This is a genomic window from Sinorhizobium saheli (assembly GCF_001651875.1).
Classification (GTDB): Bacteria; Pseudomonadota; Alphaproteobacteria; order Rhizobiales; family Rhizobiaceae; genus Sinorhizobium; species Sinorhizobium saheli.
This window is the reverse complement of the sequence record NZ_LNQB01000089.1, coordinates 57,326-79,568: the sequence shown is the minus strand read 5'-3', so window position 1 is coordinate 79,568 and position 22,243 is coordinate 57,326. Positions and strand designations below refer to the sequence as shown.

General features: G+C 58.5%; 17 protein-coding genes and 2 pseudogenes. 9 read left to right on the top strand and 10 right to left on the bottom strand.

From position 1 onward, the window contains the following. Nucleotides 1–3 precede the first annotated feature (3 nt). The 6 genes from traR to ATB98_RS22880 form a co-directional block, all read right to left on the bottom strand. A complete protein-coding gene (gene traR, locus ATB98_RS22905; protein WP_066877797.1) occupies nt 4–708 on the bottom strand; it encodes an autoinducer-binding transcriptional regulator TraR in 705 nt (234 codons plus the stop codon). 170 nt (nt 709–878) lie between these two features. Next, nucleotides 879–1,388, bottom strand: coding sequence for a UPF0262 family protein (locus tag ATB98_RS22900; RefSeq protein WP_084435722.1), 510 nt, complete (start codon nt 1,386–1,388; stop codon nt 879–881). A 494-nt stretch (nt 1,389–1,882) separates the two neighbouring features. Continuing rightward, entirely contained in the window at nt 1,883–3,526 is a 1,644-nt protein-coding gene (locus ATB98_RS22895) for an MFS transporter (protein WP_066877795.1), read from the bottom strand. A gap of 967 nt (nt 3,527–4,493) precedes the next feature. Then, nucleotides 4,494–5,507, bottom strand: coding sequence for a helix-turn-helix transcriptional regulator (locus ATB98_RS22890; RefSeq protein ID WP_066877794.1), 1,014 nt, complete (start codon nt 5,505–5,507; stop codon nt 4,494–4,496). Continuing rightward, nucleotides 5,504–6,073, bottom strand: coding sequence for a UPF0262 family protein (locus ATB98_RS22885; RefSeq protein WP_066877793.1), 570 nt, complete (start codon nt 6,071–6,073; stop codon nt 5,504–5,506). Before ATB98_RS22885 ends, ATB98_RS22890 begins: the two co-directional genes overlap by 4 nt. Continuing rightward, complete coding sequence (locus ATB98_RS22880) at nt 6,070–6,654, bottom strand: UPF0262 family protein (RefSeq protein WP_066877792.1); 585 nt, start codon at nt 6,652–6,654, stop codon at nt 6,070–6,072. The genes ATB98_RS22885 and ATB98_RS22880 overlap by 4 nt, the downstream gene beginning before the upstream one ends. A gap of 604 nt (nt 6,655–7,258) precedes the next feature. Between ATB98_RS22880 and ATB98_RS30600 the strand changes: the two are divergent. Further along, nucleotides 7,259–7,615 (top strand): annotated as a pseudogene (locus tag ATB98_RS30600) (Tn3 family transposase); the annotation flags it as partial. 52 nt (nt 7,616–7,667) lie between these two features. Continuing rightward, entirely contained in the window at nt 7,668–8,339 is a 672-nt protein-coding gene (locus ATB98_RS30595) for a Tn3 family transposase (RefSeq protein ID WP_407695299.1), read from the top strand. A 389-nt stretch (nt 8,340–8,728) separates the two neighbouring features. Here the strand turns inward: ATB98_RS30595 and ATB98_RS22870 are convergent, their stop codons facing one another. Next, nucleotides 8,729–10,156 (bottom strand): mannose-1-phosphate guanylyltransferase/mannose-6-phosphate isomerase, encoded by a 1,428-nt coding sequence (locus ATB98_RS22870; protein ID WP_066877790.1) that lies wholly within the window; start codon nt 10,154–10,156, stop codon nt 8,729–8,731. A 144-nt stretch (nt 10,157–10,300) separates the two neighbouring features. Here ATB98_RS22870 and ATB98_RS22865 point away from each other — a divergent pair, with 144 nt between their 5' ends. The 7 genes and pseudogenes from ATB98_RS22865 to ATB98_RS22830 all read left to right on the top strand — a co-directional run bounded on the left by ATB98_RS22865 (nt 10,301) and on the right by ATB98_RS22830 (nt 18,144). Next, nucleotides 10,301–11,734 (top strand): phosphomannomutase, encoded by a 1,434-nt coding sequence (locus tag ATB98_RS22865; RefSeq protein ID WP_066877788.1) that lies wholly within the window; start codon nt 10,301–10,303, stop codon nt 11,732–11,734. Between the two features lie 523 nt (nt 11,735–12,257). Continuing rightward, the gene (locus ATB98_RS22860) at nt 12,258–13,238 is read left to right on the top strand and encodes a nodulation protein NodZ (RefSeq protein ID WP_066877787.1); all 981 of its coding nucleotides are present in this window, start codon (nt 12,258–12,260) and stop codon (nt 13,236–13,238) included. A gap of 262 nt (nt 13,239–13,500) precedes the next feature. Next, nucleotides 13,501–14,574, top strand: a complete 1,074-nt coding sequence (gene gmd, locus ATB98_RS22855) for a GDP-mannose 4,6-dehydratase (RefSeq protein WP_066877783.1) — start codon at nt 13,501–13,503, stop codon at nt 14,572–14,574. Next, nucleotides 14,562–15,506 (top strand): GDP-L-fucose synthase, encoded by a 945-nt coding sequence (gene fcl / locus ATB98_RS22850; RefSeq protein WP_066877909.1) that lies wholly within the window; start codon nt 14,562–14,564, stop codon nt 15,504–15,506. The genes gmd and fcl overlap by 13 nt, the downstream gene beginning before the upstream one ends. Further along, nucleotides 15,484–16,386: an IS66 family transposase gene (locus ATB98_RS30385; RefSeq protein ID WP_084435720.1), complete on the top strand. Its 903-nt coding sequence runs from the start codon at nt 15,484–15,486 to the stop codon at nt 16,384–16,386. The genes fcl and ATB98_RS30385 overlap by 23 nt, the downstream gene beginning before the upstream one ends. Nucleotides 16,387–16,776: 390 nt before the next feature. Next, nucleotides 16,777–17,444 (top strand): annotated as a pseudogene (locus tag ATB98_RS28240) (ABC transporter substrate-binding protein); the annotation flags it as partial. A 415-nt stretch (nt 17,445–17,859) separates the two neighbouring features. Then, nucleotides 17,860–18,144 carry a hypothetical protein gene (locus ATB98_RS22830; RefSeq protein WP_066877774.1) on the top strand — a complete coding sequence of 95 codons (285 nt, stop codon included), beginning with the start codon at nt 17,860–17,862 and terminating at the stop codon, nt 18,142–18,144. Between the two features lie 404 nt (nt 18,145–18,548). Here ATB98_RS22830 and istB read toward each other — a convergent pair whose 3' ends face one another. The 3 genes from istB to ATB98_RS22810 all read right to left on the bottom strand — a co-directional run bounded on the left by istB (nt 18,549) and on the right by ATB98_RS22810 (nt 21,708). Beyond that, nucleotides 18,549–19,349, bottom strand: a complete 801-nt coding sequence (gene istB / locus ATB98_RS22825) for an IS21-like element ISRm9 family helper ATPase IstB (protein WP_066877773.1) — start codon at nt 19,347–19,349, stop codon at nt 18,549–18,551. Next, on the bottom strand, nt 19,346–20,854 hold the full coding sequence (gene istA, locus ATB98_RS22820) for an IS21 family transposase (RefSeq protein ID WP_084435718.1): 1,509 nt from the start codon (nt 20,852–20,854) through the stop codon (nt 19,346–19,348). Before istA ends, istB begins: the two co-directional genes overlap by 4 nt. Nucleotides 20,855–21,168: 314 nt before the next feature. Further along, entirely contained in the window at nt 21,169–21,708 is a 540-nt protein-coding gene (locus ATB98_RS22810) for a flavin reductase family protein (RefSeq protein ID WP_066877768.1), read from the bottom strand. Nucleotides 21,709–22,243 lie beyond the last annotated feature (535 nt).

Sequence of the window (22,243 nt, the reverse complement as noted above, 5' to 3'; positions counted from 1 at the left end):
GTCTCAGATCAGGCCCTTGCGAATGGCTGTTGCGACAAGGTGCATCGTATTGCCGGTTTTGAGATGCTTTTCCGCCAATCGAAGCTTTGACCGCACGCTGCCATAGGTGACATTCTCGAGGTCTGCCACTTCCTGCTTTGTCTTGCCTTCGGAAAGCCAGTAAAGATAGGTGGCCGCCTTGGAATCAAAGAACTCGGGTTGGGGGACGGTTGGCGCCAGATCGGTAAAGCTGATGCGGGCGTGCAACTGTCCAACTGCCGCCGCGGCGGCCAACGGGTCCAGTCCCTGTCTGAGTTCGCTCTCCGGCTTCCCCGAGGCAAGAGTGAACATTGCAAGCGTGCCATGCGCCGCTCTGATGGGGATCGTCACACCGGAGCGAATGCCGAAATCGGCTGCGTGCGCGTAGAATGAGCGCTCTTCCTTGGTCAATTGTGACCTCTCTCGTTCACCGCTCCAGGTGAAGGCCCCTTTCAGAGCTCTGGCGCGACGCACCACGGGGTCGATCTCGAAATAATGCTGTTCGGTATATTCGGACTGCCATTCCGGTCCGTAGTTTGAGACGATGTGTACGTGGCTTGAGAGAATATTGACATAGGCATAGCCAACAAAGCCCATCTCCTCGGTGAAATTCGCAAGCCCGTGTTTCACAATCCGTTCATCGCCAGGTATCGCGGCGAGATCGGTGAGCCTGTCCAGCCACTGTCGCATTCAGTCTTCTCCTCAAATCATGCGCCGCCCCAGAGCGGTCCCCCGCACGCCGGCCAAGTTCAAATTCACCGGCATGATGGTGCTTCCGTCAGCAATCGTTCGGACAGTGTGTTGTCCCAGCAGCCGGAAGGAGGAGAGTTGCCATCGCTCGACTATACTGTTCCTGCATTTCAATCGACCCCTGCGGGCAGTGTCTGCGAAACCAGCAGATGGATCAGCGTGAACAGTCGGCGGGCCGTCTCCTCATCGATCTCGACCTTGGATTTGAGACGTTCGCGTAGCAGGGCGGAGGCCTCGTTGTGGATCGCGCGGCGCCCCATGTCGATGGCTTCCAACCGATCGGGCGGCAGCCGTGCCGCGCCGTTGGTGAAGCTTTCGCAGACAAGCGTGTAGTCCTTGAGCAGTCGGCGAAATGACGTCAGCGAGAGGTGATGGCAGAGGACCAGCGCGCCGGTCTCGGTGGTGACCGACATCACCAGTCGCCGGTCCGCCAATTCAAGGTGCAGCCGGTAGGGACCACCGCCATGCTCGACCGGAGCGAACCTGTTGGCTTCCAGGAGGTCGAAAATGGCGACAGCTTGCTCGTGCTTGTGTGCTGCATCCATCCGGCCGCCAAAAGGCGGGTCCAGCGAAATAGCTGAAAGACGAAACCGGGATGGCGGGGTGCTCGTGCAGGTCAACGCGCACCCCGCCTCGGAACAGTGTCGACCACATCCGCGCGACCGATCCTGTCGGAGGAAACACAAGACGTGGCTGCCGCCGGAACGGGTTCGGCGACAGCCACTTTGCCCTGGGAGGCTGGGCAAAAGGAAAATACGGTCGAAAACCTCGTCCCCCGACTTCGACGCGAAAACCAGAGCCGGTCCTTATCGCTGTGCTGTCGCTTCCGAACGTCGGCGCCACGGGGATTGTCCTGGCGAGGCGCCGCCAGTGGCCACGCAGTGGCACGGACACCATTGCAAACAACCGAAGAAAAAGTGGCTGCCGTCGGGACCTGTTCGACGGCAGCCGAGTGGCCCTGCGAGGCTGGAGAAAATGCCATTCGCAGGCCGGGAACTTCCTTAGGTAAACGCCGATGCAGCTCAATCGCCGACGTTTCAGCGAACGAGCCGAGGCCGCACACAGAGTGCAAGCATTGTCGAACTTCGATCTTCTGCCTCATCTCAAGCACACCTCAGGGCCGTGAGACGCGTGTTATCGGCTGGCTACGGGCGCGAACCGAGGTCGTCGCCCGCTCGATTGCCAGCACGGTCTGAGGGAAGCCCGCCCCATCTTGAAGGGCGGCAAGACGTCCGCCGAGTTCGCGATCGGCCGCCGACAGGCGGTGATTCAGGCGGAGATAGTCCGTCCAGGTCGGGGTGCGGAACGTCTCCGTCCATAGGGTGGGGGTCAGCAGATTGCGCTGGAGCGTCCAGTTGCGTGCCCCCGCTTGGCTCTGGATGCGCCGCCGCTCGCGCATGCACTCGAGAAAGGTCTCGAGATCCTGCTCCGCTATTGCGTATTCGACTTTGACGACGATAGGTCCGCTTCTCGGCTTCAAGTCGATGGCGAGCGACGGCGGTACAAACTCCGAAGCTTCCTTCTCCGATTCTTCCCACAATTCGATCGGCAGCACGAAAGCTGCCGCGGCGACCAGGAGCAGAACCACGGCCGCTCCCTCGAATGCGATGGTCAAGGAATAGTTCTGCGCGACAGCGCCCCAGATCCAGCTGCCGGCAGCCATGCCGCCGTAGGATAAGGCGTAGTAAATCGAAAGCGTCCGGCCGACGACCCACCTTGGGCTCGACAGCTGAATCGCAACGTCAACACCGGTCCAGGTGAGCAGCCAGCCCGCGCCGCCGATTGCGAGTGCAAGCGCCGCAACGGGGATTGACGTCGTCAGCGGAAGCAGAAGGCAGCATGCGGAACAGGCGATCGAAGCGAGTGCGATCAGCCGGTCCTGAGGCACCATCCGTCTGAGATAACTGCTGCTAAGACCAGCTGAAAAGGCGCCGACGCCAAAAGCGGCCAGCAGCGCGCCGTAGACGATCGGTCCACCCGTCAGATGATCCCGGACGATCAGCGGCAGCAGCGCGAGGATGGAAATGCTCGCAACGCCGAACAAGGTCCCGCGCACGATGGCCGCCTTGATTGACGAGGACATTGCGGTAAAGCGCAGCCCGTCATGAACGGCGGTCGTGACGCGCTCGCGTGGCAGCGAAGACGAGTGCACGTGCCATTTCGAGCGCGAGATCGCGGCAAGCGGCACCAGATCGCTCAGCGCGGCCAGGACGAAGGCCGCAAGGGGGCCGAAGAAGGCCAGGATCGCGCCGCCAATGGCGGGGCCCGTGCTTCGCACGATGTTATAGCCGACCGACATCAGCGTCACCGCCGACGGGATGTCGCGCTTCTCGAGAATGTCGCCGACAGAGGCGTGCCAGGCCGGATCGTTCAGGGCAAAACCGCATCCGGCCACGAAACCCAATCCCAGGATCAGCCATGGGCTGAAGAGGCCCAGTGCGACGGAGACTGCCAGCGTCAGGGAGGCCAGAGCGATCAGGAAGTGTCCAGCGAGCATCACGCCCCGCCGACTGAAACTGTCGGCGATGGCGCCGGCGAGGATGGACAGGAAGAAAGCGGGCAGCGTGGACGAGGCCTGTACGAGCGCCACCATCAGATCAGAGGCCCCAATCGTCGCCATCAGCCAACTGATGGCCGTTGTCTGCACGAGCCAACCCAGGCTGGAAATCTGGGTGGCCGTCCAGATTGAACGGAATACCGGGTTCTGAAGAGGGACCAGCGTCGTCGAAATGGCCGGACGAGAGTCTTCACGCTGCATGGTACTTGTTCACCTTCGACGAAGCGATCATTTCACTCGCGGGTTCAAGGGCTCGAACAGCGCCAGCGCCCAGAAGCGTGGCCACCCCCGACAGCGTCGCCAGCAAACACACGCTGTCGACGAAAGCCCCAACTACGAAGATGTGTCCTGCGCTGTCTATACGGATAGCGACACGATTTTCCCGCTTCCCCTTGTTGGGCTGGCAATTTTTTATCTTGGGATCAGTAGCGGCGCTTGAGCTCTGGCACGACACGTGGGTGCAGCGAACCGCAAGGCACCCCGGTGCGATCTGCTCGCATGGAGTTTGGTCGAGCACACGGACTGATTTCTCAGGAGTGGTGCGGGACCGCCGTGATAAAAAGGGGCGGGGGCGGGGGCAGGAACGACGAAGGAATGGTCAAGAAGATCGCGGTATCCCCCCGATAGCCGAAGCATCTTCCGTAGCGCCCGCGGCCTGCATTCTGCATCCCCGGCGAAGTCGTCGATGGTTCTGGGGTCGGAGGCGGACTAGGTCGTCCGCACTCGATGATCTGCGCGAGCTTCAATCCAGGTTGAGACAGTCAAATGCAAAAAAATGCCCGGTACGTAGTACCGGGCTAGTTAGCGGGGAAGATGGCTCACTCCCCGCGGGAAAGTATGGTCGCATGTCCCTAGGTGGGCCACTCAGCGTAGATCTGCTGATTCTGCCTGAGCAGAACAGCGCAGGTTGAGCTCTTTGATGATCGGTGGCTGTCTGCGCGCCTGAGCTACCCAGCCAAGTGCATGATCACATATCTAAGGGCGTGTAGATGCCGCGGATCTATATCGGTACGCCGAATGTCAGGGGCAGTTTAGAAGCGGATTCAGACAAGCGGTGGCCTCAGCCAGAGGAGGCCATTGAGCAGCGTTTGGCTCTGAAGGACGCTATCAGGCGAATGCGTGATCGCAAGCGTCCGCAAGCGCCGGCAGAAACAGCGTCGCATGCTGGTTATGATCGGGTATCGTCGTTTTCAGCGGTCTCCATCTTAGCCTCATCGCGTGCCAAACGCAGGGCGGACGAGGGGCTGCAGCCGTATGCGCTCCTGTAGAGAACCGAGAAGCGGCTGGGATTGGAAAACTGTAGGCTCAGGGCCAAGTCAGTGATGCTCGCCGTTCGGCCGGTCCGGATCGCGCCGTGCGCTGCAGCCAGCCGGTAGCTGCAAAGAATCCCGATGGGCGAGTCTCCCCGATAGGTGCGGAACATCCTCTGCAGCGCCCGGGGGCTGCAGCCAGCAGCGCCGGCGAGATCGTCTATCGTTATCGGGCTGGCCAGGTTCTCACGCATGAAAGCCTCGGCCTTGAGGAGTTGCCTTGGCGCATCCGACAGAGTTCCGCGCCCGAATGCCTCGGCGAGGTTGTGCGGCGTCTTCGCAAACAGCTTCGCCAGCGCCAATTGTTGGTACGCTTTTGCGAGCATCGGCCTTTCTTCCGGCGAGGCGGAAGAAAGATCCTCTTCTGCCTGTCGGAGGGTTTGATAAAGACCATGCCCATCGCCCTCGCAAAACCTGGTCACCGGCAGCACGAACTCCTGGACATATGGCCGTCCGGTCAACTCCTCAAAGTGTCGCCTGAGCGTGGGCTCGGGAATGTGGAACGCCAACCACGAACTGCGAGCTTCGATGGCCAGACGTTTTGCAGAACTTTCGCAGGCGCTTGCAACGTGGTTGGCGGGGATGGACAAAACCTTGCGGGCCGCGCGATCAGCGATTTCCATCGCGCCGGCCAACACGAAATAGAGGCTGACGCGCGCCGCCTTGCGTCTGGCAACGGCGCCAATGCCGACGGAATGTTCGGCGGTCACTATCGAGCTTGAGTGTAGATACTGCCGGCCGAACCTCAGCGAGCAATCCTCGGCCGGAGGGGCAGAAAGCGTCCACCGCCAATTCGGTTCGACCGCATCGAGGTTGCGCAGGACCGCATCGCGCGAATTGGCTTCGAAGCGAACACTTCTGAGCACACTCATCCGCTATGCTCCCTGGTAATCAAACCGCGACCGGGTGCTAGCTTCCGGCGCGATCCTAGGCCTTCGTTTTCATCATTCGAGAGCGCGATCGAGGGCCTTCGCATGAGCAGCACGTAGATCAGCGTAAACAGCCGTCGGGCTGTATCGCTGTCGACGGTTACCTTGCCGCCGAGCCGCTGCCTCAGCAGCTCGGCGGCATCGTTGTGAATGGCACGGCGGCCAATGTCGATCGCTTCGAACCTGGCGGCGCTCGCGTGCGGTATGGCGTCGTAGAAACTCTCGCAGGTCAGGATATAGTCCTTGAGGAGACGCCGGTACGGAGCGAGCGAGAGGTAATGGCTCATGACGTGCGCTCCCGCCTCTGTGGAGATGTGCAGCGCCAAGCGTGCACCAGCCAAGGCGAGGCTGAGACGATAGGGCCCGCCGTCGTGGCCGACAGGAATGAAGGCGTTTTCCTCGAGCAGGTCGTAAACGGCAATGGCGCGTTCCCGCTCCAAGTGCGCGTTGCGACTGCTGAACGAGCCATCGAGCGTCACATGGCACAGTCGGTACGCTGCTGCGGTCATCGAGGTCGCTCCGCTCGCGATGCTTCCATGCAGATGTCGATGCCCATTCCGGAACCGGTGCAGAGCTTCCGCAGACCGGGTTGTGGCGCTTTTGGAACCGATGAGGGATAGCGGTCCGCGATGAGCGCATAGAGCAATGAGAACAGCCGCCGAGCAGTGTTTTTGTCAACAGCCACAGTCGATGCGAGCCGCTCTCGAAGCAGTTCCGAGGCGTCGTCATGAATTGCCCGGCGGCCCCTGTCGATCGCTGCGAGCCTTTGCGGGTTCGGGCGTGTCAAGGCATCGTTATAGCTTTCGCAGATCAGGAAGTAGTCCTTGAACAGCCGACGCAGCGAAGTGAGCGACAAGTGGTGCCTCCCCACATGCACTCCTTGCTCCGTGGTGATCTGCAGCGCCAGGCGGGCATCTGCCAATGCGAGGTTGAGGCAATAGGGGCCGCCCTCATGACCGACGGGAGCAAAGCTGTTGTACTCCAGCAAGTCATCGACAGCGATCGCTTGTTCGCGCGCTAGGTGCGCGTTGCGGCTGCTCAAGGAGCGATCAAGCGACAAGTCGTAGATCCGGAATACGGCCGTGGCCATCGACGTTGCTCCAGACAGATCGCCCGAAACGCCGGCTTTCCGAGCGAAGCGGGGGGTAGTGGATCGGGTCAGATCTTCATGCTGCATGTTTTGTGACTGTTAGACCTCCCGACCCGTTTTGCTGCGACGCAGCAGCATATCCGCGTCCGGCTGATGAAATTGGGCTTTACGCGGCCTGCAGGTGCAGGAAACGAGCGTTTCTGGCTCTCGTGTGGGCGTTACGTTATAACATATCGCATAAGATAGCTTATGGAACTGGACGGTCAAAGTCGTTCCCCGATCGCTACGAACCGTGAGCTACAGAGTCCTCGGCGTCATCATTCCTGATCTCGATGATGTCCTAAAGATGGAAACGAGGGAACTTCCGACCCCAGCAAGTCCGATTTTGCAGCTGCACTTGCGGTCAGCTCTTTTAGCGGGTGTGGCGATCGTCCAGCGAGCTGGGCCGGAGATGCTCTCCATGCTGCGTGGCCATATGATGGGCGAGAATCAAAGCCCGCTTCGGCAACGCTATAGAAGAGATGGTGGACTGCGGGCGCCACTCGCGGAGGTCTTCGCAGTTGCACTTAAATTGAGATTCTCAGCCCACGGAATCTCAAATTAAATGCCAACCAAGAAAGAAACGGCCGCATTCTTACGGTTAAGTGCCAAACGACAGCCGCCATCGCATTCGCAAAACGCGTGGCGACAGCCATGTCGGATTCGGCTGACGGAACTTGTGGCCGATATCGACCGAATGACCAGCTTCAGCTCCCTGGGTCGAGCATCTCCAGACAGGACGGCCCCCTCAGACCTGCGGGTGTTTTTTGCAGCCCTTATTGCCGAGGCTACCAATCTGGGGTTTTCGAAGATGGCGCTTGCGTGCCCCGGCATCATGCGTCGCCAGCTCCAGCAGATGGCGATCCGGCATTTTCGGGAGGAGACCTTCACCTTAGCGCTCGCCGGGCTGGTCGAGGCTCAGCACGCCGCCCCATTCGCGGCCGTGTTCGGATCACATACCGTTTCCTCTTCCGATGGTTACCCGGCACCATGTCGATGGTGGCGGTGTCAGCGATCTTGTCTTCGCATTCTGCCATGCACTCGGTTTCGCCTTCGTACCACGCATTCCCGATCTCGACGGGCGATGCCTCTATGGCTTCGGTCCCGCAAAGCAGTATGGCATCCTTCAGAACGTAATGGGTGACCGCGTCGACGCCGATCTAATTCGTGCGTACCGGGACGACATCCTGCGCCTGATGACCTCTCTCCGTACCCGCACCGTCAGCGCCTCGCTTATGCTGAAACGATTATCGGGGACCACAAGGCAGAGCGGTCTCGCCCAAGCGCTGCGGCAGATGGGCCGGATCGAGCGAACTATCTTCACCCTCGACTGGATCAACGACGAGCAACTCCGAAAAACAACGACTGCGGAATTGAACAAGGGAGAAAGCCGCAACAGCCACGTGCGGGCCGTCAATCTTCACCGTCTCGGCCGTTTCCGCGATCGCAGTCAGGAAAACCTGTCGATCAGGGCATCAGCGCTCGATCTGGTCGTCACCGCAATCATACACCGGAACGCGATCTACACCGGCCGCGTCGTCTATGCTCTGTGCTACGCCGGACATTTCGTTCCCGAGCACCTGCTTTCCAGTCTGTCTCCGCTCTCATGGGAGCATGTGCCTTTGGGAGGACAAACCCGCTGTTGACGAAAACGGCTTTCGCCCCATCTCGTTCGCCCTTTGATCCGCCTACCGTATATCGGTGCCCCTTTAATGTTCAGGGGCCAATATGGGGATCAGATCAAGGGCGAGAGCGCATAGGCAGCGATGGCAAAGGCGAATGCCTTGCATACCAAGACGTTAGAGGATCGTGTGCGGCGAGCCAGAGAGCGTGCACGTCCCGTTTGATTGCCCTCGCCCATTCCTTGAGCCGCATCATCGATCAGAGTGCACGAAGATTGTCCGCGGAAGTCTTGCCCGATCGGCGATCCTAGGTAACTTCGAAGCTCAGCTTTTGTCCCTCCTTGAGAGTGGAGAGGCCGCACGCTCTACCGCCGAAATATGCACGAAAAGTCCGGCGAGCGACCAAAGGCTCCTTACGTTTGGCCAAACTCGCCGAAGACGCGTACGATGTCGTCCTCGCCTAAATAGGAACCGGTTTGAATTTCAATCATCTCAAGCATTATCTTGCCCGGATTGCCCAGCCGGTGTACCGCGCCCCTCGCGGTGTAGATCGACTGGTTCTCGTGCAGGATCGACACTTTGTCGTCGATGGTCACTTCCGCCGCCCCCTTCACGCACACCCAGTGCTCCGAGCGATGAAGATGTTTCTGGAGCGTAAGCATTTTACCGGGGTGTACGAACAACCGCCTCACTTGGAAGTGATCGCCGTTAAGGATTGTCGTGTAGCCCCCCCAAGGGCGCAGAAATGTCGGATGCGATTCGGTAAGATGTGCTGTATTCTTGTCGGCAGCGAGGCGCTTCACCAGGTTACCGATCTCATGAGCCTCTTCCAATCGCCCCACAAACACAGCATCTTCGCTTGCGATAACAGCCATGCCATCGAGTCCCTGTACAGCGAGGTGAGTAGTACGCGACATCACAAGTGAATTCCTTGTGTTATGGACTGTCGCATTGCCTTTGATCACGTTACCATCCAGATCCTGCTCCTCGATTTTCCAAACAGCATCCCAACTGCCGAGATCCGACCAGGAAAAATGTGAGGGAACTACCGCGGCATTCTCGGTCTTTTCCATCAGTGCATAGTCGATGGAGATGGATGGCGCTTTGCTGAAATCCTCCAAGGAGAGTCGTAGGAAGTCGGCGTCGATCGTTGAGCCATCGACAGCGGCTTGCGCCGCCATTAGCACGTCGGGTGCATGTTCCTCGAGTTCGGCGATCACCCTGCCCACCTGGAAGAGGAACATACCAGAGTTCCAGTAGTAATTGCCGCACTCCAAAAGAGCGCTCGCCTTCTCGCGACTGGGTTTCTCAACAAAGCGCTCGACGGCATGCGCCCCATTGCCTAGGTCGGTGCCACACTCGATATACCCGTAGCCCGTCGCTGGTCCACTGGGTTGAATACCGAACGTCACCAGTTTGCCATCCGATGCAGCTAGGCAAGCTGAACGAAGGCAGCTCCTGTAAACATCGTCGGCGGAGATGGCGTGGTCTGACGGCAGAACGAACAAAAACGCGTCGTTGCCGAACTGACGGGCCACAATTACAGCGGCGACGGCAACTGCGGCTGCCGTATTACGTGGCACCGGCTCAAGGACGATACTGGAAAGCGTGGCTCCCAACTCGCGAGCCTGTTCGGCCACCAAAAAGCGGAATTCCTCATTGGTGATGACGAGTGGTGCCTCATATATGGTGGAATCCGATACGCGCTCAAGCGTCGCTTGAAATAGCGTTTCCTCGCCGGTCAGCTTCAGAAACTGTTTTGCGGCAGTCGCGCGAGACAGTGGCCAGAGCCTTGTGCCCCTACCGCCTGCCATGATAGCTGGAATAATGTTCGGAGGCATGGAATTGCTTTTTGAGTAGTTCAGCTTGACGCTTCATAGCGATATTGAACTCGGGAGGCAATCAGTCGACTTTCCGCCTCGTCCTCGTGGCGTGTGGAGATTGTGCTGAGAGCCTCCACGCTGCCCACTGGAAGGAGAAAAGCCATGGGGCCGAAATTCGGCACGAGTGGTCTGCGTGGACTTGCGACCGAACTCGTCGGTAGGGTTGCGGCGCTGTACGCTACGGCTTTCGCGAATATGCTTCTTGAACGGGGGCAGGCCGGCCCAGGGACAATCGTATTGATAGGCCGCGACTTTCGCCCTTCAAGTCCTGAGATCGCCGCTACCTGCATGGGAGCACTCGCGCGGGCGGGAATGGTGCCGGTTGATTGCGGAGCACTGCCTACGCCAGCGCTTGCATTTTATGGCCTCAAACTCGGTGCCGCATCACTCATGGTGACAGGGTCGCATATTCCGGCGGACCGAAACGGCATCAAGTTCTACGCGCCAAACGGTGAGATCAACAAGGCTGACGAGCAGGCAATCACGCGGCTGGCGGAGCAGCTTGCAGCCGACGCCGGCTCAATAAAAGTTGAGCATGGATCCGGCGCCGATCACTCTGCCGAAGCAACTCGCCACTTTATCGAACGTTACAAGGCCCTGCTTCCTGAAACATTGCTTAAGGGGCTCAATGTCGGCGTCTATCAGCACAGCAGCGTTGCCCGCGACATTTTGATCACGATTTTGGAGAGCCTTGGGGCAACGATTTTGCCAATCGGCCGATCCGAGGTTTTCATCCCCATTGATACGGAAGCTGTATCGGCGGCGACAAGTGAGAAGCTCGCCCTTTGGGCGAAGAAATACGCACTTGACGCCATCGTGTCGACGGACGGAGATGGAGATCGTCCCTTTGTAGCGGACGAAACTGGTTCGCCATTGCGTGGCGACCTGCTCGGCCTTATTTCGGCAAAGCTCCTGCGGGCAAAGTTTATCGCCACGCCTATAACGAGCAATTCCGGAATCGAGGCGGCGAGCGGCGTCGAGGTGGTGCGTACACGGGTTGGCTCGCCTTACGTCATTAGCGCGATGACTGAGGCGGTTGGGTATGGCAAACAGGGGGTGATCGGTTTCGAGGCCAACGGCGGGGTCATGCTAGGGTCGGACTTCTCGGTTGGAGGGCGCCCGCTTTCCCCCTTGCCTACCCGGGACAGCGTCCTGCCCATCCTTGCCACGCTCAAGGCAGCTGCAGAGGAAAAAATTCCGCTTTCGGCTGTGGTCGCACGGCATCACCTGCCAGTCGCTCTGTCGAGCCGGATCGAGAATTACTCGCTCGACAGGAGTTGTGCGCTGCTAGCGCACTTGAAAGCGTCGGAAGCCAGTGTCGCGCATTTGTTCGGGGGGATCGGGCGCGTGAAGGCGACGGATTACATGGATGGACTGCGGCTGACCTTGGACGGCGGCCGGACCCTGCACATCCGTCCTTCAGGAAACGCGCCTGAACTGCGTTGCTATGTTGAGGCAGAGGACCCAGGTACTGCCGAACATCTGCTTGCTCAAGGATTGGCGGTGCTTAACAATTGGGCTGAAGAAAAGCGCTAAGATCGGCGGAATTTGACGCGCTCGAGCGTCGGCGGCTGCTTCGGCGTTCATGAGCCGAGTCATTCGGCTTCGGATGGGCGCTCATCTGCGCCTTCAGACGCGCTAGTGCGGGGACTGTCGGGGCGTGGCGTCTGTGGTCTCAGTGCGCAGTTCCTGATGTCGTTGAACTCGGCGACTGGTGAGCCTTTGGTGTTGCCCGATTTGGCGGACGGATCCTAAAGCCCCAGCGAGGGCCTCCTTCGGAGTGCAATTGCATTGATCTTATGGATGAGTGCTATCCAAACAATAAATTTTACCGATGCCACCGGCCACATTAGAAAGCGCTGAATTTAAGTGGAGGCGAGTGCATCAGGCAAATGCAAGCGACACAAAAAAGTAGAGAGCCTTCAAGGGGACACATCAGTTTCCCATGGGGCTGCAGGGTCCGCCACCACACTGGTCGGCACCGTGGTCGATCAATGACGGGCCGAGCGCCCGCGCCAGATCCAACTCGCCTCCTTGCATTCCGAAACGGCCACCGCAAATGCTTGATAATCAATTAATCGAGAACCGATTCGTCGTCTCTCGGAGGCGTACCGGTTTTGGTGACTGTCTGTGGTCGCTGGCGGCCGCTTGGCAGTACGCGCAGCGCACGGGGCGAACGCTCGCCGTTGACTGGCGTGGATCATGCTATCTCAATCAACCCTTCGCGAACGCATTTCCGGTGTTCTTCGACCCGATCAAAGACATCGCTGGCGTGTCGGTCATTTGCGATGACCGGATCAACGAGTTCTCATTCCCGGGGCCATTCTTCCCAAACTGGTGGAATAAGCCCTCAATCGATTGCGTATACCGACCAGATGAGCAGGTTTTCCAAGAACGCGATGAACTAAGCGAGCTTTTTCAGGCTCAAGGTGATGTGGGCGCTAAAACTGTAGTGTGTGACGCCTGTTTGATGTGGCGTTGCGATGAGGAGGCCGAACGGCAGATTTTTCGGAGTGTCAAGCCTCGGTCTGATATCCAAAGTCGCATAGAGGCCATCTATCAGGAAAGGTTTGCGGGGCACAGTGTCATTGGCGTTCACGTTCGGCATGGCAACGGCGAAGACATTATGGACCATGCACCATATTGGGCCGATCCGGAGCTGGCGATGCGCCAAGTGTGCACTGCCATTAACAAGGCCAAAACGTTACTCCACTCAAATCCTGTGCGGATATTCTTGTCAACGGATAGCGCGCAGGTGGTGGCCTACTTGTCGAGTAGGTTCCCCAATCTTATCACCGTCCCTAAGCGTTTTCGATCGCACCAGGCTGGCCCGTTGCACAGTCCAGAGCTTGGGGTTGACGGCGGAATTTCCGCTATCCTTGAGATGTATCTACTAGGGCGCTGCGACACCGTAATTCGCTTTCCGCCGACGAGCGCCTTTACGCGCTATGCTCGCCTTTTTGTGCCTCGTGTAATTGAGTTCGATGTGAATGATCCGAGCCGATTGATCTTGATTGAAGGAGTGTCAAAGGATCTCTGATCTTCATGGGGGGCGTTGCCTCACCGTTCGCCCGTTCGCCATACAGGCACCTCGTCCGCTTCCCATGTGGTGCAGATCAGCAGGTGCGGGACATCCCGCTGCTCGCCGTCCAAGGCATCCGGGAGCAACGGGCTCAGCAGCACTGAAGGGAGAGGCGCCATGCGCGTCTGTGCTCGCCGAACGCGATTCGTCTCACTAGGAAACAGTGGTCAGAACGCCTCCCCCTCCTCGGCAATCATCGGAGATTTCAAAAGTGGCGAATATGAAAGTAGCTTTGATATCGGGTGTAACCGGCCAGGATGGGGCTTATCTCGCCGAGCTGCTGTTGGGCAAAGGCTATATAGTTCATGGCATCAAACGACGGTCATCATCATTCAATAGTCAACGAATAGAGCGAATCTATCAGGATCCGCACGATCCCGAAGCAAGATTCTTTCTTCACTATGGAGACATGACAGATTCGACCAATTTGCTACGTATTGTTCAGCAAACCCAGCCGGATGAAATTTACAATCTTGCGGCGCAAAGCCATGTCCACGTGAGTTTCGAAACGCCCGAATATACCGCGAACGCAGATGCAATTGGTACACTGCGCATGCTGGAAGCTATTCGAATTCTTGGCCTGACCAACCGGACGCGCTTTTATCAGGCATCAACGTCCGAGTTATATGGTCTAGCACAAGAAGTCCCGCAAAATGAGAAGACGCCGTTCTACCCGCGTTCACCTTACGCTGCCGCCAAGCTCTACGCGTACTGGACTGTCGTGAACTATAGAGAGGCCTACGGCATGCACGCTTCCAACGGTATTCTTTTCAATCACGAAAGCCCGCTTCGAGGTGAAACATTCGTGACCCGCAAGATTACCCGGGCTGCGGCAGCAATCAGCCTCGGTAAACAGAACATGCTTTATCTCGGAAATCTCAATGCTCAACGTGATTGGGGTCATGCCCGTGAGTATGTGCGCGGCATGTGGATGATGTGCCAGCAGGACAGGCCAGATGACTATGTCCTCGCCACCGGCGTGACAACATCAGTTCGCACGTTTGTAGAATGGGCCTTCGAGGAAGTCGGCAGAAAGATTGAATGGGTCGGAGAAGGCAGCGAAGAACGCGGCGTCGATGCCGCCACAGGCAAGTGCATAGTGGCCGTAGATCCGCGTTATTTCCGGCCTACGGAAGTAGACCTACTTTTAGGCGATGCCACTAAGGCGGCGCAAGTCTTGGGTTGGAGGCACGAGACCAGTGTGAGGGAGCTTGCCCGCGAAATGGTTAGGGAAGATCTGAAGGTCATGAGGGGTTCGCCACAGGAAGAGGCATGGGGACAATGTATTCGCTAAGCGGAAAGCGAGTTTGGGTCGCAGGACATAGGGGTATGGTCGGCAGCGCTATTACCCGGTCCCTGGCCACGGAGGATTGCGAAATTATCGTAGCCGACAGGCAAAAGCTTGATCTGACGCGGCAAGAAGATGTTCAGCAATTTCTGTTAAAGGAAAAACCGCATGCAGTCGTAATGGCCGCGGCCAAGGTTGGCGGTATATTGGCAAATGACACCATGCCTGCCGACTTCATCTACCAGAATCTGGTGATGGAGGCCAACGTGATCGAAGCGTCATTTCGAAATGGCGTTGAGAAGCTTCTCTTTCTGGGATCGAGTTGCATTTATCCGAAATACGCTTCACAACCCATCAGAGAAGAGGCGCTACTGACTGGTTCGCTTGAATCGACCAACGAATGGTACGCAATTGCAAAGATTGCCGGCGTTAAGTTGTGTCAGGCCTACCGCAAGCAATACCGCGCGGACTTTATCTCCGTCATGCCGACGAACCTCTATGGCCCTCACGATAACTTCGATCTTGTGACCAGCCACGTCGTGCCCGCGTTGATACGCAAAGCACATGATGCAAAGATTAGAAATTTTGATCGACTGCGTATATGGGGAAGCGGAACGCCGCGTCGGGAGTTCTTGTACAGTGAAGACTGCGCCGATGCAGCGGTTTTCCTTCTTAAGCATTACTCCGAAGCTGAACACATTAACATTGGCTTCGGCAGCGACATAACCATCATCGAGCTTGCTCGCCTCGTCTGCGACGTTGTTGGCTTTAAAGGGGACATAGAACTCGATACATCCAAACCGGATGGAACACCACGAAAGCTCTTGTCCAGCGAAAAACTACTCTCGATGGGGTGGCGCCCGAAAACCTCAATCGAAGTTGGACTGGCTAGATCCTACGAGTGGTTTATCAGCAATGTGGTCGATAATCCGCGGTAATCGAGCCGAATTCACTTCCCTCCAGGATCGCGACGGCGCACCGTTCGAGTTCACGCCCGCGTACATAACTGCGAATTCTGGACCATCGCGGCGTAGCCCCCGAGCCCACGATTGGATGGCAAGCGTCGCTAAGTGTTTAACGACGTCGTTTGCGACGTGTCTTAGGCTAAGTTTGCCATGCGTATGCGGAAATCTTAGGCAGGAACGGCGGCATCGATGGGGTGATGAACAGAAACTCGACATCGTCATGTCGGTTGGGGTTTCCGGAGCTACGGTAACGGAAGTGGCTCATCGGCATGATATGACCCGGCAGCAGATTTACGCCTGCAGTGAGTTGAAGGACCTGATCTGGAAGCTGGAGAGCCGGGTTCGAGACTACAGCCGCACGAAGTTCGGGCCGATATCTGAAAAGCTAGATCTGACGCAAATGGAACTGGGCGCTGGAGAACCTGAGACGGCAATTGCCGAAACACAGGCCGGTCGCCTTCATCGAGGAAAAGACCGCGGGCAGCGTGCCCGCTCTCGACAAGCGTCCCTCGCAAAGAGCGCGCGCGCTGCCTCAGAACTCGCCGCGGCTCGAGCGGTGATCTATCAGGTGATCGTCACGATCCGTCCGAAATACGCCTGCCCCGAGGGCATCACGGGCGTGGTGCAAGCGGAGAGCCCGGCTCATCTGCTGGAAGGCAGTTGGCCGGTCTCCAGTGCAAATGGCGAGCACGGTGCGGTAATCTCCGGCCAAAGTTTCGCCTCTAGCTGTGCCGCCACGAATGCAATCTCCGGGGAGTTAGATGGCGGCATCATCATGTTCCACGATGCAAACACCGGCTTTGCTACTCTGGCCTATGTAGCTACGGCGAAGCTCCCGCGTTCGCCCAACTGAGCGAGGTGGACAAACAAAACGACCTGGTCGGCCTGGGCCTGACCGCGGGGGACTTTTCCTCTGACCCGTACGGCCGTACGGAACCCCTGCCTTCCCTCCCGCGGAGCGCTTTCTTTCGGCACCGTCGGCTGATTGAGCACAAGCGAATAGACACGGGTGACCGATTTTCTTGTATCCAACGCGCAGATGAATGCCATGCGAACAATCGATTTGTAAAACAGCCGAATGCAGCATCAAGTAACGATCCGATTGACCGCATTAATGAATTGGTGGCCGCAGGATGGAGTTTTACAGACACATGCGGAACACAAGGAAAAGCGGGGGGTGTTGACGGCACGCGATAATGGAATAACGCGGTTTGCGGCGGCGTTTTTGACAGTGTCAATACCTCTGGTGCCAACGGTAGAGGCTCAAGAGCAGCCGGTCCAACACTACGGGTCGTCGCTTTCCTTCCCCGACGACATCTCCTTGGCAACGTTCCGGCTGAGGCAGGAGGCGAAATGGGCGGATGGAGAAGCGGTCACGTCGGAGGATGTCGTCTTCAGCTTCAAAAAGGGAAGGACTTAAGTCCGCTCCATCAGAGCTACTCCCGGCATGTGGTGCACGCGGAGAAGACCGGACATCGCGATGCAACCTTCCGTTTCGACGAGAAGAACAATCACGAGCTGCCGCATATTCTCGGTCAGATCCTGGTTGTACCTAAACACTGGTGGGAGGGCACCGGACCCAACGGCGAGCCGCGCGACATCACCCGCACGACACTCGAACCCCTTACGGGCTCCGGCCCCTATCGTATCGCCTCATACTCCCCCGGCGGCACAATCCGCTACGAACCGCGCCCAGATAACTGGGGCGCCTCGCTCAACGTCAATGTGGGGAAGAACAATTTCCATTCGATCACCTACTCCTTTTTTGGCGATCGCGACGTCGAGTTCGAGGCATTCCGCCGCTGGCTCGAAGACCAGGGCATGCGCCGGGCGATCGGATACGAGTTTCCGGCAGTGATGGACGGCCGGGTGAAGCGGGAGGAGGTGCCAAACCCCTTACGGGGCGCCTCGCGCACCGTCTCTTCGTCAAAAGGTTTGCAGCGCATGTTCGGAACCGAGGCCTGCATGATCCTCATGAGCTAGTTCCGCGGGACTGCCTCAAGGCGGGAACTGAAGATCATAAACGAGTTCAAGGGAGGTGTTTACGCATCAAGGTACCCTATCAGCACGACATCTCATGCAAAAACCTGCGCAAGCGACTGCGCTGCTGGAAGCAGGCTGGGTTCGAGCTCAAAGGTAACCGGATGGTCAGCGCGACGACCGGCACGCATTCACCTTCGAGTTCATGTTGAACAATTGCGCTCAGAAGACCGTGGCACTGCCCTATGTCCGAAACCTATACGTATTGGCATCGAGGTGCGGGTAACCGTTGTCCATCCGTCGCAATACATCAAACGCAACAACGCATTCGACTACGACGTGACCTGTGATCTGGCGCCAGACATCGTCTCCTGGAAACGAACAAGCGGATTACTGGGGCTCGGCAGCCGCCAAGCGCGAGGCCTCGCGGAATTATGCCGGCATCGCCGACCGAGGCGTCGATAAATTGGTTGAGCGCGCCATCTTTGCCAAGGACCAGGAGACGCTCGTGGCCGCCACAAAAGGGGCTCGAGCTATCCCCGGCGTGCGGACGGAAATCACCATCAACATCAGTCACGCTTTTTCTGAGCTACGAGCGATGCCACGGCTGAATGTGACGACGCCGAGTTGACGCGGCTTGTTCCATGCTGGCGCGGAGTTTCCACCGCAACCGCGATCTGCTGCTCAGTCTCGCGCTAGCTGGTCCTAAGGCTTCAGCCATCCCCCCATCGTAAACGTACACGGGTATGGCGCGACAATTTGGATGGGAAGGCGCGACGATCAGGATGACGAGATAGGTGGTCGCGATTGGGCGAAGATGGACTGTGAATCGGTTCGTTGCAAGGGGGGATTTTTAATTGACGCTGCGCGACACGAGGTCGGCTTTTAGATTGACGCGGCGCGTCAATCTGGATGGGAGTGTTTGTCGCGGACCACTGCGATGCTCGCCAAAGAAGGCCGGCGTCCGTTTGAAGTTGGAGGCCGACCTTCTTTGGCGTCAATCAGAGGCGTTGGTTGTTTGTCGCGGCGCGTCAATCAGCCAGGGCTGAGGCCAGCGTTGCCGTCGCTGTTTTCCGTCAAACGGGATATTGCCGTTTTTCGTCTGTAGCTTTCGACGTTCATCTCGAAGATCGTTGCGTGATGAACCAGCCTGTCGATGGCGGCCAACGTCATGGCTTTGTCGGGAAAGACCTTGTCCCATTCACCGAAGGGCTGATTTGCGGTGATGAGAAGCGAGCGGCGCTCGTATCGCGCACTGATCAGCTCGAAGAGCACACTGGTTTCAGCCTGATCCTTGGTCACGTAGGCCATGTCGTCGAGCACCAGCAGATGGTACTTGTCGAGCTTTGCGATGGCCCCTTCGAGATCGAGATTGCGGCGGGCGGCTTGCAGTTTCTGAACGAGGTCGGTGGTCCGGGTGAACAGAACACGCCAGCCATTCTCGATCAATCCGGCGCCGATGGCGGCTGCCAGATGCGATTTCCCGCCGCCCGGTCCGCCAAACAGCATCAGGTTGGCGCCGCTCTTCAACCAGACATCACCCGCGATCAATGCCATGACCCTGGCCTTGGAGACCATAGGCACGGCTGAGAAGTCGAAGGTATCGAGGGTTTTGCCCGGTGGAAGACGCGCTTCGGTGAGATGGCGCTGCATACGCCGCGTTTCACGTTCGGCGACCTCGAACTCAGCAAGCGCCGCCAGCAGCCGAGAAGCCGGCCAGCCTTCGGTGTCCGCCCGCTCGGCGAAGGTGTGCCAGGCCCTGGAGATGCCCGGCAGCCTCAGATCGGTGAGCATCAGGGACAAGCGCGCGGTATCGACAGGATCGTTGGGTCTCATGCCGTGACCTCCACGCGGGTGCTGATAAGCCGGTCGTAATCGACCAGCTTGCCCAGATTGACGCAGACGTGCGGAACACAAGCCGGGTTCGGCGCGAACCGGGCGCGCATGCCGTCAAGCGTTGGCAAGGTTCCCGCATCGAGCTCGCCCTGGATGGCGTGGGCGAGTGCGGCCTCGACATTGCGCTCATGGGCCAGGCTCAGCAGCTCCACCGTCAGACGGCAGGCATCGCGCTCCGGCAGCGCCTCCATGGCGGCATGGTAGAGATTGCGATAGGCATCCCTTGGGAAGAGCTGATCGCGATAGCCGAGTCTGGGCAGTGCCCCCGGCTTCTGGCGAAGCGAATGAATGACGTGACGGTAGTTCACGACATGCTGGCTGGAACCGAGCTGGCCTTTGACGCGCGGCAACGTCATCAGCGACGTGCCGCCGAGGAACAGCTCGATATGCTCCTTGAACAGCCGTGCGCGCAGGCGATGTCCGATCAGCCGTGACGGGACGGTGTAGAAGACCCGGCGAAGGGTAAAGCCGCCACTGCTGGTGACGTAGACGATCTCGTCTTCGCCCTCGGGCTGACGCTTGCGCGGCAGCGCCAGCAGGCTTTCGCGCTCAATAGCGATCTCCCGGGCCCGGCGAGCATTGCGCTGGCCGACAACCGCGTCGATGAAGGCGGCAAAACTGCTGACGTCGGCAAAGTCCCGCGTGCCGCGCAGCAGAAGAGCATCCTCCAGTTCGCGCTTGAGATCGCCATGGGATCCTTCGACGGCGCCGTTCTCGTGGGCGACACCGCGATTGTTGCGGCTGGCCTTCATGCCGTAATGGGCGCAAAGCGCTTCATACCTATCTGTCATATCCTGCGCGGTATCGGCATTGAGATTGCGGAATGCAGCCGAAAGACTGTCCGTGCGGTGATCGCGCGGTGCGCCACCGACAGACCAAAGGGCATTCTGCAAACCACTCGTCAGCGCGGCAAAACTCTCGCCGCCTTCGACAATCTCGGCATGCTCGAAGCCGCTATAGGCCAGCCGGAAGTGATAGAGCAGGTACTCGAAGATCACGCCGGCGATCGTGACCTTGAGGCCCGGAGCGTGGGTAAAATCCGACAGCCCCATGCGTCCCGGCTCATGAACCTGCCGGAACATCACCTCCTGATCTTCACCATGACTTGCGCGCCACGCGCGAATGCGGCGCTCAAGTGTGCGGCGGATACCAGAACCGAGTTCGGGGTGCCGCTTGCAAAGCTCACGAAGAATACCGACAGGGCGCAAGCCGGGAGCGCTTTGCAGCATCGGAACCACCTCTTCGGTGAATATCCCTTCCAATGGATCGGGCCGACGTCGTTCGTGTTTGGCCTTCTTCTCGCTTGGTGGACGGGGGTCTGCTTCGATCCGATAACCAGTCGATGGGCTGAAGCCTGACTTGGCGGCCGCGACAGGGACACTGTGCTTCTGACGATTTTGCATATAGAGCCTCAATTGTTGATCCGTGATGTGTCTGCCGGGCATGCCTTCTTCCTTTGAGCCGGAAGAAGAAATGCACCCGACACATCGCGATCACCAGACGGCGTGAACCCCTATGTGGGTTCGCGCCGTCGCCAGGAACGTCCCTCCGGCCGGGCTACGCCCGCCCTCCGTGACGCCCCTGGCGACGCTCCCATCCAGATTGACGCTGTTCCCAGATTGATTGCCGCGCCGCACACGGGGCAATCTCGGCGGCTATGGTACGCTTTCCGTGAATGCGAAGCGGATGCGTAGGAACTCCATCAGGAAAGGACTTCGCTGGCACGATTAGGCTCCAAGCGCGGTGAGCTTCGCCTGTCTCACTGGTCGGCAACTGGAAAATACCGGCCGTCACGGTAAACCAAGGAGCCGCCGTTGCCGATGCAAATGCCGACGACGCGGCCGAGCACAATTACATGGCTGTATCGTTCTATCGCTTCCTCAACCTTGCAGTCCACGGCGGCCACCGCATTCTGAAGGACAGGCGCGCCGCTGATGAGTTGAGTCCACTCAGCACCGCGGTAACGTTCCGCGCCCTTAAGCCCGCCTCGACCGGCGAACTGATTCGCCAGCATCTCGTGGGCGTGGCCCAGGATGTTCACGCAAAAATGGCCGAACCGCGCAACGGCAGGCCACGTCGAGGAGGAACGATTGAGGGAAACGAGCATGCATGGTGGCTCGACCGAAAGGGCAGTCGCGGAAGTAACAGTTGCTCCTGTACGCTCTTCACCCTCCCCTGCGGTGATGACGCTGACGCCACCGCCCATCCTGCGCAAAGCACATTTGAGGGCGTCGGAGTCCACCGGGTCTGCGCCATCGCTGATCACAATGTCGGTGTGCACTTGCGGCTGGTCCGGCATGCCCATCACTCCTTTGGACTAGTTCTGGCTGGACAGGCCGCGTTCGCACTAATGGCCGGCTGCCCCATGTCTTCGTCGAGCCGCCTCATCCACCGGGTTAAACGAAACAGAGTGTCCATTGATGCGATCGAAGGTGTTGTCGCAGATTTATGCAGCATGCGGGGAGATGCGAGAAATCGCTTGTTTGCATGGCAACTATCGGTGCTGTGAATTGCATCAGGTTGGCGTAATCATATCAGAGCTTGATCGTCCTCGACGAAGAGGCCTTCGTGAAGTCCGCGTTTGTACGTTGCGACATGTTCTGCCACACAAGCCGCTGGCGAATTCGCCAGCCGACATGGGCCTCAACAGAGTTCGGCTTTCCTCTCTTTTCAGAGTTAACAGTCAGCACCATCGTCTGCTCAATCCGGCATGTTATGGGTCTCGGGGAGACATGATATGAGTTCCACATCTCTCGACACACTCCATTGACATAGCTCAACGGCGAAGGAGTGGCATCCTTCGCCGTCGTCAAATCCGGCATAAGAAGGAGATG

Coding starts and splice junctions, on each gene's coding strand:
- traR (WP_066877797.1), bottom strand. CDS start 708: ATGCGACAGTGGCTGGACAGGCTCACCGATCTCGCCGCGATACCTGGC.
- ATB98_RS22895 (WP_066877795.1), bottom strand. CDS start 3,526: ATGCAGCGTGAAGACTCTCGTCCGGCCATTTCGACGACGCTGGTCCCT.
- ATB98_RS22890 (WP_066877794.1), bottom strand. CDS start 5,507: ATGAGTGTGCTCAGAAGTGTTCGCTTCGAAGCCAATTCGCGCGATGCG.
- ATB98_RS22885 (WP_066877793.1), bottom strand. CDS start 6,073: ATGACCGCAGCAGCGTACCGACTGTGCCATGTGACGCTCGATGGCTCG.
- ATB98_RS22880 (WP_066877792.1), bottom strand. CDS start 6,654: ATGGCCACGGCCGTATTCCGGATCTACGACTTGTCGCTTGATCGCTCC.
- ATB98_RS30595 (WP_407695299.1), top strand. CDS start 7,668: ATGGTTACCCGGCACCATGTCGATGGTGGCGGTGTCAGCGATCTTGTC.
- ATB98_RS22870 (WP_066877790.1), bottom strand. CDS start 10,156: ATGCCTCCGAACATTATTCCAGCTATCATGGCAGGCGGTAGGGGCACA.
- ATB98_RS22865 (WP_066877788.1), top strand. CDS start 10,301: ATGGGGCCGAAATTCGGCACGAGTGGTCTGCGTGGACTTGCGACCGAA.
- ATB98_RS22860 (WP_066877787.1), top strand. CDS start 12,258: ATGCTTGATAATCAATTAATCGAGAACCGATTCGTCGTCTCTCGGAGG.
- gmd (WP_066877783.1), top strand. CDS start 13,501: ATGAAAGTAGCTTTGATATCGGGTGTAACCGGCCAGGATGGGGCTTAT.
- fcl (WP_066877909.1), top strand. CDS start 14,562: ATGTATTCGCTAAGCGGAAAGCGAGTTTGGGTCGCAGGACATAGGGGT.
- ATB98_RS30385 (WP_084435720.1), top strand. CDS start 15,484: ATGTGGTCGATAATCCGCGGTAATCGAGCCGAATTCACTTCCCTCCAG.
- istB (WP_066877773.1), bottom strand. CDS start 19,349: ATGAGACCCAACGATCCTGTCGATACCGCGCGCTTGTCCCTGATGCTC.
- istA (WP_084435718.1), bottom strand. CDS start 20,854: ATGCCCGGCAGACACATCACGGATCAACAATTGAGGCTCTATATGCAA.
- ATB98_RS22810 (WP_066877768.1), bottom strand. CDS start 21,708: ATGCCGGACCAGCCGCAAGTGCACACCGACATTGTGATCAGCGATGGC.